Raw genomic sequence first — 11,494 nt, 5'->3', positions numbered from 1 at the left:
TAATTATACAAAAATATTAGGGTTAAAAGTAATACAAATTAAATAAAATTTCTTATCAAAAGTAATACTTAAATTAAATTTAAATATTATTAATATTAAATTATCGCTTATGGCTCTATCTCTTAAACTAAAAAAGTATCTATTAAAAAATGGTGCAACCGAAGTGGGATTTGCAGACATAACCCAATTTACCCCTAAAGAAGGATTAAATGTGGGGGTTGTCTTTTATATCACATATCCCAAGGAAATAATAAGAAATATGCAAAATGCACCTACTCCAGAATACCTTCAGGAATTGATTAGTTTAAACACTCGGCTAGATGCACTTGGGATGGAATGTGAAGAATTTTTAATTGATAAAGGTTATGATGCATATGCCCAAACAAAAAAAAGATTAGGAAGTGATTTTGGAGAATTTAACTCTTTTGAACTACCACACAAAACAATAGCTACACGTGCGGGGCTTGGGTGGATTGGCAAATCAGCATTATTCACCACAAAAGATTATGGATCCGCCCTAAGATTATCCTCAGTTCTGACAGATGCCCCTCTTGAAGTTGGAAAACCTATTCTAAAATCAAGATGCGGAAAATGTATGGAATGTAAGGAAGCATGTCTTGGGGGAGCAATAAGTGGCCTAAACTGGAATTATAAACTTAAAAGAAATGACTTTTACGACGATAAAAAATGTGAAAAATACGCCCTGAAGATTTCAGAAGAAAATCTAGGAAAAGCAGATACCGTATGTGGAAAATGCATTTTTGCCTGCCCACATACTCAAAAATATATCAAAAAATTATAATTTCACGGCATAACGAAAATCATTAGCCAGGGGATTAATTTCTAATTCTTGAATTTTTTTATCCATATGGACAGTTTCAAGCTCATCATTGGAATCCATTGCAACAACAAAACCCATTTTTGTCCAAAATTCGATGGCTCCATCCAATGTTTTATGTGTGTGCAGATAGATATCATCATATCCCGCTTCATTTGCAAAGTTCTCAGCAATGCTGAACATTTTGGAAGCTAAACCGCAACGTCTGCATCTCCTATCAACAAACAACCTCCATATGCTTGAGGTAGTGTCTTTTGAATAGAGATGTCTGAATTCAGGAAAATCCTTATCATAAGCCCTAATGCCAATTGTTGCAATAATTTCACCGTCATCAAGATAAGCAACAAAAAAGTTATTTTTTTCTGGAGAAATATAATATTCTTCCAGATTCATAACATCCTGATGCCATTCTGGGACATAATCATAACCAAATTCCGATTTTATCATATTAAACAAAAATTCTTGAACACATTTAATTTCATTTGAATCTTTGCTCAATTCCTTAATTGTAACATTCATGGAAAACACCAGTTAATAAAAGTATTACTTATATTAAAAAATTTATTTGATTAGTAATACTTTTTTATAAATTTTGAATAACTTTAATATTGATAAAGTACAAATTACTATATAAAAGTTATCATTTGAAAATCATGAAGGTGATTTGATGGAAAAAGTATTAGATGTTGAAAATGTTTCAATTTCATTTACTCAATATACAAAGGGACTAAATCAAAGGGATTTGAAAGTTATCACTGATTTAACCTTAGATATATCTGAAGGAGAAATATTGGCAGTTTTAGGTTCAAGCGGTTCTGGAAAAAGTTTGCTGGCTCATGCAATATTCGGAATATTACCTGAAAATGCAAATTTAAATGGAAAAATCAAATATATGGGAAAAGAATTATCCCAAGAGGATAAAGAAGAAATAAGAGGAAAAGATATAGTGCTTGTACCTCAATCAGTGAACTTCTTAGACCCATTGATGAAAATCGCAGACCAATCAATCGGACACACTGAAAGTGACGAAGAGAGGAAAGCAAAAAAAATAAAACAAAGAGAAATCTTTGAACACTACAACCTCGGTCCCGAAGTGGATGACATGTACCCATTCCAACTATCCGGAGGAATGGCAAGAAGAGTACTTGTTTCAACCGCACTATTATCTGATCCAAAATTGGTTGTAGCTGATGAACCAACACCCGGGCTTGATGAAAAAACAGTACAGGAAACATTAAATCACTTCAAACACATGAAAGAAGATGGAATCGGAGTATTGTTAATCACACACGATATTCATGCAGCGCTCGAAGTAGCTGACAGAATAGGAATATTCTATTCAGGATATGTAATTGAGATTGCGGAGAATAAGGATTTCTCTGGAGACGGTGAAAACCTGCTCCATCCGTATACAAAAGCATTATACAAAGCATTGCCTGCAAACGGATTCGAACTAACAAAAGGACATCAGCCATTACATGGAGAAATCCAAGTAGGTTGCCCATATTATGGCAGATGCGAAATGAGATTCGATAGATGCAAACAAGAAAAACCTGAATTGATTGACCTTGGAACCAAAAAAATCAGATGCTTTAAATATGAAGAAGGTGCATAAGATGAAACTTAAAGCTGAAAACATTTCATTTAAATATCCCTCTGCAAAAAACTATCTTTTAAAAGATGTTAATCTTGAATTGGACAACAAAAAGATTATTGGTTTGATTGGAGATAGTGGTAGTGGAAAATCAACATTCTGTAAAATATTATCCGGATACATTACAAAATATGAAGGCAGCGTAACATTTGATGGAAAACCATTTCCAAAAAAAGGTTTTAAACCAGTCCAATTAATTTATCAGCACCCTGAAAAAGTTATGAATCCAAAATGGAAAATGCAGCAAGTATTAGCTGAATCATGGGATGTTGATGATGAATTCCTAAAAGAATTCGGTATTCAAAAATCCTGGCTTACAAGATTCCCACAAGAGTTATCCGGAGGAGAACTCCAAAGATTTTCAGTTGTAAGATCCCTAAATCCAAATACTCAATTTTTAATAGCCGATGAAATGACAACAATGCTTGATGCCATTACACAAGTGCAAATCATAGATTCTGTATTAAAAATAGTAAAAGAAAGAAAAATGGGATTTATGCTCGTAAGTCACGATATGCCTTTAGTTGATACAATATGTGACGAAAAAATTTATTTTAAAGATATTAGTGGTGTTTAATCATTAATATTTATTAATTTTTTTATTTGCCTGTCCGCCCAAACCATCGTAATGTTATTTGAAACGATTTCGCCTAAAACAATACCCATCCAAGCTCCCCAGACACCATAACCTAAAACAACGCCTAATAAAACTGCAAAAAATATTGTAAATCCTGTTTCTCTCATAATTGTCTGAAACATGGCAGTGATTCCTTTTCCAATACCTTGGAAAACATAAGTTGATGCAACACCAACAGCCATTGTCGGATAGTAAATCACAATCCATGAAAGAAAACTAGTCAGTTCTGAAGCTATTCTTACACTGCTGCCGCTGGAAGCAAAGATTGAAGCGATATCACCTGCAAAGACATTTGTCAAGATGGCTACAATAAAAGCAATGACTATTGATACTTTCATTGCATATCTGTGAACAATTTGGATGTTTTTATAGTTTTGAGCCCCATAATTTGCAGCAATCACGCTGATTAATGCGGTTCCAATAGCCAGCAATGGTGTTGTGCCAACTGTTACTATCCTCCACCCAGTCGAGTAAACTGCAACCGAATCAGTTGAACCGACAAAAGCCAATAGCGCTGAGAAAACTGCTGCAAAGAATGCATTGTTTAAAAGCTGAATACTTGCTGGGATGCCTACCTTAACAATGTCTTTTGAAATATCCCGTTTAAAATTGAAATTTGTGAAATTAGGCTTTATGTAAGTGTCTTTTTTAACGTAAAACCAATACAAAATCATTAATATTACGAATATTGTTGAAATGACTGTAGCTATTGCGGCTCCTTTAACTCCTAAATTTAAAGTATATATGAATATGGGATCCAAAATCATGTTTAAAATAGCTGAGGCAATCATTGCATACATCGATCTGGTTGTATCCCCTTCACCTCTAAAAATACCATATAATGCATTAGAAAGGATTATGAAAATTGAACCTAAAAGAATAATTACTCCATAATCGGTTGCATAGCCAATAGTTTGTCCAGCACCCATAGCATTCAAAATTGGGTTCAATAAAACCAACAATATCACAGTAATAATCAATGAAACAATAATGTCCAATATAATTGAATGAATTGAAGCATTATCTGCCTTAGCTTTATTGTCCTCACCAAGATACTTGGATATTGCAAAAGCAACACCTGACCCTAAACCATTTCCAAAGCCGACTAAAATCATGAATATCGGTGTGAAAAATCCTACACCCGCAAGTGCATCAGCACCAAGGCCAGATACCCAGGCAGCATCAATCAGATTGTAAAAACTGGTAATGAGTAATGAAATTATCAAAGGTATAGACATTTTAATCAATGCTTTTTTGGGATTTTGAAGCATTATGTCTACACTATTTGAGGAATCATTACTTTGCATGAGTTAATATTAAACTTTATTCAGATATATAATTAATTATTCAACAGTTTTCTGGTTCTCTCTTCAAATTCGTTGTAATCAGATTTGTACAATTTGTCCTGGATTGGTCTGAATTTATCAAATTCAACTTTAACAAAATCATTAATCTCTTTTCGACTGACTTTACCCTTCCATTCAAGAATTTGATAACCGACAAAGTCTAAAAATTTGTCTAACTGAGATGCCCAATCTGGCATAGTCATCGGAATTTCCCTTGTTGCTTGAAGTTCTGCAAAGTTAAGATACAATTCCACGAGCTTGTTAAGTTCGCTAAGTTCATCTTCAGTCAAATAATTTTTAGCAATTTTAGTATCGCTTAATTGAATTTTTCCTTTAGGAGAATGTTTCCAAGTTGTCAAACCCATGTTTTCTTTTTCGCTGTCTGCCCTATTTTTGATTATTTCAGGAGCAGTCATTCCGGATATGGCATAATGAAGTTTGTTTTGAACTTTAGCATAGAAATCTCTTGTAATTTCGGCATTTTTATTATAATCATGGCTGGTTGCATACAAATCGGTTAATTTTTCATAGAAACGCCTTTCAGAAACTCTAATTTCTCTTATTCTTTCAAGCAAATCAGTAAAATAATCCTTTCCAAACCTAGATCCATTCTTTAATAACTCATCATCTAAAACAAATCCTTTAATCATGAATTCCCTTAAAACGCCAGTTGCCCAAATTCTGAAGTGAATTGCATTTTTAGAATTGACTCTATAACCTACTGAGATAATGGCATCCAAATTGTAGAAATTTGTATTATACTTTTTACCATCCGAGGCAGTTGTTTCCATTTTGGAAACAACTGAATTTTTAATTAATTCCCCTTCATCAAAAATATTTTTTAAATGTTTACTTATGGCTGGAACTTTTACATTGAAAATTCGGCCATGGTCTTTTGAGTTGCCCAAAATGTTTCTCTTTCATGGTCTACAATCACATCCATAGACACTTCACCTTCATCACCAATATACAGCAATGTTCTTGTAATCTGATTTTCTTTCATTTTTTAACCTCTTTTTTATTTAATTAGACATAATTATGATAATATTAAATTTAAAAGCTTAAATACTTTTTTATTCTAAATTAAATCAATTTTACAAGGTTAAAACAATTTTACAGAATAATAACAATATTACAAAATGAAAGCAATAATATGAAGTGATAACGAATCTAGAATATTCAATTAATTAAAAAAAAAAGTAGAAAATAATGATTGCATTATACTAATAGAAGCATGCCCGTGTTTTAAACAGCCAGCATGGTTCCAGCTACAAATAACAAATGAAAAAAATAGGATAGTGAAATATTCACCATCCATTTAAATGAGATAAGTTAAATCTCAAGACCAAGACATCATTAACCGATAATGACCAATTATTGCATTGAACAGGACTACAGTTGATAAGTCATTATTGTTAAAGGGGAATAGTTAAGAAGTTCACTTCAAAAGCATCTGCTATCCATGACTATCAAAATCGTACGTTTAATAATGCACTGACCATTGATTAATGAGATTGATTTTATATGTTATTTATATCCTTAAATAGCAAAATATCATCACATATGACCTCAAGCAATTCAGGATCGTGACTGACAGCCAATATTCCAATATTATTGGCTTTAGCATAGTTAATGAGCTTTTCCCATATCTGCACTTGAGTTACGGCATCAAGCATGGTACTTATCTCGTCGGCAATGATGAACTTTGTTTCTGGATTGAGAGCTCTTAAAATACTAAAACGCTGCAATTCTCCACCGGAAAGTTCACTAGGCCAACGGGTTAGCCATTGATCTTTAAGGCCGAAAGTATCTTTTAAATCTTGAGGCGGACTCCATGATTCATTTAATACTTTATCCATCTTCCATTTTGGATTCATTGTCTTTTCCGGATGTTGGAAAATCAATTGTACCGGATAAAAACCTTTATCTGGAATCTTTTTACCATCAAGGGTTACTTCACCTGAATAATTAGTAATGTAGCCAGATAATATTTTACATAAAGTACTTTTACCACTACCACTGTCACCCATTAATCCTATAATTTGATTGCTATTAAGAGATAATGAAACATCCTTTAATATCTGTCTTTTCTTATTGTATGAAAAAGTAATATTCTTCGCTTCAAGATTCATCATTAGCCCCCTCATAATTAAAGCATCTAATCATAATACCATCATGATTAACGAGCTCAGGTTTATTTTTCTCACACTTGTCTAATCGAATAGGACAATTTTCCCAGTAAGGACATCCCGGAAGGTCTTCTAAAGGTTGAACTCCTTCAGTTAATTTAAATCCGTTTCTAGGCAGGGAATTAATTAATGCCTTAGTATATGGATGCAATACATTATCCACGTTTTTGAAGTTTCCTACATTATTAATTTCAATAACATAACCAGAATAGAAAATTGCAATTCTATCTGCAGTTTTCAGGGCAACATCAATTTCGTGAGTAATTAGTAAAACACCTTTACCATGCTCTTTTAAATTCTTTATATCCTCAATTGTCTCTTTAACACTTTGTGCATCAAGCCCAGGTGTTGGCTCATCAGCAATTAATAAATCCGGATCACCAATTAAAGCTGTAGACAACAATACTTTTCTTGCCATACCTCCGGACAGTTCAAATGGATATAAATCATCTACACTTTCATCCAATCCATATCTGGCGAATATTTCTCTTTGCCTTATTTTTTTCTCGGCATGTTCCTTTTCATCCTGACATTCACCAATTGCCTGTTCAGATACCTTCATAAGAGGGTCCAAGAAATTTACAGATTGAGGGATTAAACAAATTTCCTTTCCCCTTATCTTTTCTTTCATCTCCTGGTCTAAAATATTGCCTTTATATTTTATTTCACCAGTAACATTAGCATTATATGGTAAAATACCTAAGATTGAATGAGCCAAAAGACTTTTACCTGAACCACTAGAACCTAATATGGCAACGATTTCTGCTTCGTCAACATCTATTGTTAAATCAGATATTACCTTTGAATCGTGTCTAACTAATCCTTGAACATATTGTGTAAAAGATATTGATAAATTATCTACTTCTAATAATTTTCCCATAATATCACCCAATCTAGTTATTTGCCTGTGCAGGATCCAATAATCGTTTTAAGTTATCTCCTATAATATCAAACAATAATACGACTATCAATAATGCAAGACCCGGGAAGAATGCTAACCACCAAGCACCCATTGCAAGGTAAGTCATTGATTCTGACAGGATAATACCAATTGCAGGTTCGTGTGGTGATAAACCGAAACCTAAGAATGTTACACTTGATTCGTGCATAATTGCATGTGGGAATACCAATAATGTTCCTACAAATATCTGAGACAATACCAAAGGCAGAATATGCTCTTTTGCAATCCATAATTTACTTTTACCAAATCTTTTGGATAACGCTACATACTCAGATGTGTTAATCTGTAATACTTCAGCTCTAAGCACTCTTGTCAAATTAACCCAATGCGAGAATGCTACTGCCATCATTACACCAAATGCACCTTTACCAAATCCAATAGAAATCATCATGATTAATAGGATATGAGGTATTGATGCGAACAAGTCAATTAACCAAGATACGAATTCATCACAGAACTTGTTTGTACTTGCAAGGAAAGCTAAAATTGTAGCGATTATACTTGACAATATTGAAGAAACCAATCCAATCATAATACTTAAGCTTAAACCTTTTATTGTACGGGTAAACATGTCCCTACCCATCCAGTCAGTACCAAAAAGATGTTCGAATGATGGAGGTTGCATTTTTATAGTGAAATCAGTAGGTAAATTAGCATCGGTTAACATTCCACAAATAAAGATAATTAATAATACCAATCCTGTAAGTGCAATAGTTAAAAGTGTTTTTTGCCTTAAGTTTAGGCTACTAAATAAACCTCTGTTATACCATGGAAGTTCACTCATCGTCCTCACTCCTTAATCTTGGGTCTACATATTGATAAATCAAATCAGCAATAAAGTTTCCAGCAAATACGAAAATAGTACTGACAATAACAATACCTAATAATAATGGAACATCAGACCTCAATCCTGCAGCTACAGTCGCTTGCCCAATACCAGGGTATGCAAATACCTGTTCAACAAGAATTGTTCCACCAAATAATTCATTGAATGATAAGAATTGAATTGAAATTGCTGGAAGTAAAATATTCCTTATTCCGTGATTCTTAATTATGCCCCAAAAGCTTTCACCTCTTGCTTGAGCAAATAAGAAATAATCACTTTTTTTAACGCTTATAAGTTTATCTCTGGTGTACATGGTTAGAGAAGCAATTCCTATAATACTTAAAGTTATTGCAGGCAATATTAACCTATATAACCATTGCCAGAATGTAACCGTGTCTGATAATTGGCCAATTGGAACCGAAAGTCCAATAGGGAACCAACCTAGATATACAGAGAAAACCATTAAAAATACTAATCCTATCCAAAAAGTAGGGGTAGATTGTAAAATGTAACAGTAAGTTTTAATTGCTTTATCTATCCAAGAGCCTTCTTTTGCACCTGCAATTACACCTAATCCGAAACCTACAATTCCAGATATTACCCAAGAAACAATCATAAGAGTTAATGAAGCTGTGAATTTTTGCAGGATTACTTCTGTTACAGGTACCCTATAAATTAAGGAAAAACCCATGCTTCCAGATGCTAATGTTTGAAGCCATCCCAGTACTCTTTCACCTAAGGACAGATTTGTTCCCCAATATTCTCCTATGATGGCCATTTGCTCTTGACTGACAATTCTTTGCCCAAGATAAGCTCTAACTGGATCGATTGGAGATACTTGTACAATGATAAAACTGATTGCTGCAACAACAATTAACAAAATTAGTAATCTAACGGCTTTAAATCCTAAAAATTTAGCTAATTTTTTATTGTTAATTTTAACCATCTCGTAAAAATTTGTTTTCTAAAAAAAAGAATAAAAAATGATTTAAATTAATAAATCATTTTGTATTTAAATTATTATGCTTCAGTTGCATTAATACGTGTCCAATCGTAGATGTTACCCCAGATATCTCCACCGTGTGGATAAATAAGGTGTGTACCATTGGAAATGTCTAAGTCATCACTTACAAAGTAAGTGTAATCCATAGTTCCAATCCATAAGTAAGGATAGTTGGAGTTAGCTTGTTGAGCTACTTGAGACCAGGAAGAATATGAAGCATTTAAATCTTGAGCCATTGCCGCATCAATACCTGCATCTACTGCAGAATCATTAAGCATTTCTGCGTTATCGTATCCAACACCTGCTACTCTTGAATCGTATTGGTGTTCAAGTGAAAATGGATCTGCTGAACCCCATCCCCATACTACTCCTTGACTGTGGATATTAGGGTCAATATCATCCCAACTTCCACCTTGTGGAATAATTTCAATACCTAATTCTTTAGCTTGTTCTGCTACAGCTACAGCAATTGCTTGTCTTTCAGATGCGGATGCTTTATAGTATATTGTGAATGAAGCTTTAGTACCATTTTTTTCTAAGATTCCGTCACCATCAGTATCTTTCCATCCTGCATCTGCAAGGATTTGTTTTGCTTCATCAACTTTACCGTCTTCAAATGGAGATTCAAATGCCCATGGTAATTGACCAGCTACACCATTGTAAGAAACATTACCATATCCATTTAATGCACCATCAACTATTTTTTGTCTGTCAATACCGATGTTTAATGCTTCTCTTATTGCTGGGTCACCAGTTACGTTGTTACCAATGGTAAAGTTATCTCCAGCTACATTTCCTTCATCCATTTGGGTTGGTAATGAAATTCCACGTACATCAATTGAATCGAAGTATTCCATGTGGTAGCCGTCTATTTTTTCGTTAGCATATGCTACTGGTACTTCAGCAATGTCAACATCTCCGTTTTTAACTGCTGCAAATGCTGCATCAGGATCAAGGAAGAGGTTGGTTATTTTTTCGAAGTATGGTTCTTCACCATAGTAATCAGGATTTTTCTCCAAGATGAATTGTTGTCCTTTGTCCCATTGAGCTAATTTATAAGGTCCGGAACCAATTGGGTTTTGACCGTATGTTTCTTCATCATAACTAGCTGCTGGAACGATACCAACATCAGTTAATTTGTTAATGAATGTTGAATCTGCTTGATCTAAAGTGAATACAACTTTATTACCATCTGCTTTAGCTTCTTTCATGTTACTTAAATCTGCACCTTCACCTAATTCTTTAGCTTTATTGTATGAGAATGCTACATCATCTGCGGTTAATTTAGAACCGTCTGTGAATTTTACATCATCACGAATAGTTACTGTGTATGTTTTTAAGTCACTTGAAATTTCATAATCTGTCGCCAAATCATTTACAAAATTGTTGTCTTTATCTCTTTTAAGAAGTGTACTTTGAATAAGAGGGTCTGTTCCAGAATCGTGATATCCCCAACCGTGCATTGGGTCGAAACCATATTCTGGTTCTTCACCGTGAGCAGCAACACATGTTACTAATTCATTAGCAGCATGTTCTGTGCTTCCGCCCCCTAAAGCAACAGCTGCAATACCGATAATTGCGATAGCAGCTATAACTGCACCAATAATATATTTTGTTTCCATGTTATTTCCTCATTAAAAATTTACTAATAATAAAATCTAAAGTAATATCCACTTTTTAGTAATACTAAATCATGAAAATATAAGATATAAGTAATACTTATATTATTAAAGATATTACAATAATTATATTTAGGTTCAAAGTATATAAAAATTACTAATAATTTTCAAAATAGTATTATTTTAGCACATTGTTTAAAATTTATCAAGACAAAATCTTCAAAAAACTAAATATTTTAAAAATTATTTATTTTTAAATAATCTGCTAAGGATCTCTTGGCGTCCAAGCCCCGCCCCGACACCGCTTTTCGGTGCTTTTTGCGTAGCGGCGGTTGGCGTAACCACTTCCCTTTTCGGGGACTGCAAGCGAATAATGCGTGGCATAGGGGGTGTCGTTTGAGGTGCTTGCGGTGCGGCGTTT

The 11,494-nt window shown here is 33.7% G+C and carries 12 protein-coding genes; 3 read left to right on the top strand and 9 right to left on the bottom strand.

The genetic code is table 11. The features are described from left to right. Positions 1-109 precede the first annotated feature (109 nt). Entirely contained in the window at positions 110-802 is a 693-nt protein-coding gene (locus ACKI3D_RS00370) for a 4Fe-4S double cluster binding domain-containing protein (RefSeq protein WP_407391257.1), read from the top strand. On the opposite strand, the gene ACKI3D_RS00365 is transcribed toward ACKI3D_RS00370, so the two are convergent. Next, entirely contained in the window at positions 797-1,357 is a 561-nt protein-coding gene (locus ACKI3D_RS00365; protein WP_407391255.1) for a GNAT family N-acetyltransferase, read from the bottom strand. The two genes, ACKI3D_RS00370 and ACKI3D_RS00365, sit on opposite strands and share 6 nt — an antisense overlap. A gap of 148 nt (positions 1,358-1,505) precedes the next feature. Here ACKI3D_RS00365 and ACKI3D_RS00360 point away from each other — a divergent pair, with 148 nt between their 5' ends. Then, the gene (locus tag ACKI3D_RS00360; protein ID WP_407391253.1) at positions 1,506-2,453 is read left to right on the top strand and encodes an oligopeptide/dipeptide ABC transporter ATP-binding protein; all 948 of its coding nucleotides are present in this window, start codon (positions 1,506-1,508) and stop codon (positions 2,451-2,453) included. Between the two features lies 1 nt (position 2,454). Then, on the top strand, positions 2,455-3,069 hold the full coding sequence (locus ACKI3D_RS00355; RefSeq protein ID WP_407391251.1) for an ABC transporter ATP-binding protein: 615 nt from the start codon (positions 2,455-2,457) through the stop codon (positions 3,067-3,069). Here the strand turns inward: ACKI3D_RS00355 and ACKI3D_RS00350 are convergent. From ACKI3D_RS00350 to ACKI3D_RS00315, 8 genes are all read right to left on the bottom strand, one after another. Next, entirely contained in the window at positions 3,066-4,436 is a 1,371-nt protein-coding gene (locus ACKI3D_RS00350) for an MATE family efflux transporter (RefSeq protein ID WP_407391249.1), read from the bottom strand. The two genes, ACKI3D_RS00355 and ACKI3D_RS00350, sit on opposite strands and share 4 nt — an antisense overlap. Positions 4,437-4,468: 32 nt before the next feature. After that, positions 4,469-5,266: a virulence RhuM family protein gene (locus ACKI3D_RS00345; RefSeq protein WP_407391247.1), complete on the bottom strand. Its 798-nt coding sequence runs from the start codon at positions 5,264-5,266 to the stop codon at positions 4,469-4,471. 77 nt (positions 5,267-5,343) lie between these two features. Next, positions 5,344-5,478 carry a hypothetical protein gene (locus tag ACKI3D_RS00340; RefSeq protein WP_407391245.1) on the bottom strand — a complete coding sequence of 45 codons (135 nt, stop codon included), beginning with the start codon at positions 5,476-5,478 and terminating at the stop codon, positions 5,344-5,346. Between the two features lie 517 nt (positions 5,479-5,995). Beyond that, on the bottom strand, positions 5,996-6,607 hold the full coding sequence (locus ACKI3D_RS00335) for an ABC transporter ATP-binding protein (RefSeq protein ID WP_407391243.1): 612 nt from the start codon (positions 6,605-6,607) through the stop codon (positions 5,996-5,998). Beyond that, complete coding sequence (locus tag ACKI3D_RS00330) at positions 6,597-7,544, bottom strand: oligopeptide/dipeptide ABC transporter ATP-binding protein (RefSeq protein WP_407391241.1); 948 nt, start codon at positions 7,542-7,544, stop codon at positions 6,597-6,599. Before ACKI3D_RS00330 ends, ACKI3D_RS00335 begins: the two co-directional genes overlap by 11 nt. A gap of 13 nt (positions 7,545-7,557) precedes the next feature. Beyond that, positions 7,558-8,409 carry an ABC transporter permease gene (locus ACKI3D_RS00325; RefSeq protein ID WP_407391239.1) on the bottom strand — a complete coding sequence of 284 codons (852 nt, stop codon included), beginning with the start codon at positions 8,407-8,409 and terminating at the stop codon, positions 7,558-7,560. Beyond that, complete coding sequence (locus ACKI3D_RS00320) at positions 8,402-9,397, bottom strand: ABC transporter permease (RefSeq protein WP_407391237.1); 996 nt, start codon at positions 9,395-9,397, stop codon at positions 8,402-8,404. Before ACKI3D_RS00320 ends, ACKI3D_RS00325 begins: the two co-directional genes overlap by 8 nt. Positions 9,398-9,471: 74 nt before the next feature. Beyond that, positions 9,472-11,076 (bottom strand): ABC transporter substrate-binding protein, encoded by a 1,605-nt coding sequence (locus ACKI3D_RS00315; protein ID WP_407391235.1) that lies wholly within the window; start codon positions 11,074-11,076, stop codon positions 9,472-9,474. Between the last annotated feature and the right edge of the window lie 418 nt (positions 11,077-11,494).

The organism is Methanobrevibacter sp. (assembly GCF_045586545.1).
GTDB lineage: Archaea > Methanobacteriota > Methanobacteria > Methanobacteriales > Methanobacteriaceae > Methanocatella.
The sequence above is the reverse complement of the archived record's forward strand: the minus strand, read 5'-3'. Positions and strand labels throughout refer to the sequence as shown.

Bases quoted from the DNA above. Each gene is read 5' to 3' on its own strand.
- ACKI3D_RS00315 (WP_407391235.1), bottom strand. From the start codon at position 11,076: ATGGAAACAAAATATATTATTGGTGCAGTTATAGCTGCTATCGCAATT.
- ACKI3D_RS00335 (WP_407391243.1), bottom strand. From the start codon at position 6,607: ATGAATCTTGAAGCGAAGAATATTACTTTTTCATACAATAAGAAAAGA.
- ACKI3D_RS00330 (WP_407391241.1), bottom strand. From the start codon at position 7,544: ATGGGAAAATTATTAGAAGTAGATAATTTATCAATATCTTTTACACAA.
- ACKI3D_RS00325 (WP_407391239.1), bottom strand. From the start codon at position 8,409: ATGAGTGAACTTCCATGGTATAACAGAGGTTTATTTAGTAGCCTAAAC.
- ACKI3D_RS00360 (WP_407391253.1), top strand. From the start codon at position 1,506: ATGGAAAAAGTATTAGATGTTGAAAATGTTTCAATTTCATTTACTCAA.
- ACKI3D_RS00355 (WP_407391251.1), top strand. From the start codon at position 2,455: ATGAAACTTAAAGCTGAAAACATTTCATTTAAATATCCCTCTGCAAAA.
- ACKI3D_RS00320 (WP_407391237.1), bottom strand. From the start codon at position 9,397: ATGGTTAAAATTAACAATAAAAAATTAGCTAAATTTTTAGGATTTAAA.
- ACKI3D_RS00340 (WP_407391245.1), bottom strand. From the start codon at position 5,478: ATGAAAGAAAATCAGATTACAAGAACATTGCTGTATATTGGTGATGAA.
- ACKI3D_RS00350 (WP_407391249.1), bottom strand. From the start codon at position 4,436: ATGCAAAGTAATGATTCCTCAAATAGTGTAGACATAATGCTTCAAAAT.
- ACKI3D_RS00345 (WP_407391247.1), bottom strand. From the start codon at position 5,266: ATGGAAACAACTGCCTCGGATGGTAAAAAGTATAATACAAATTTCTAC.
- ACKI3D_RS00370 (WP_407391257.1), top strand. From the start codon at position 110: ATGGCTCTATCTCTTAAACTAAAAAAGTATCTATTAAAAAATGGTGCA.
- ACKI3D_RS00365 (WP_407391255.1), bottom strand. From the start codon at position 1,357: ATGAATGTTACAATTAAGGAATTGAGCAAAGATTCAAATGAAATTAAA.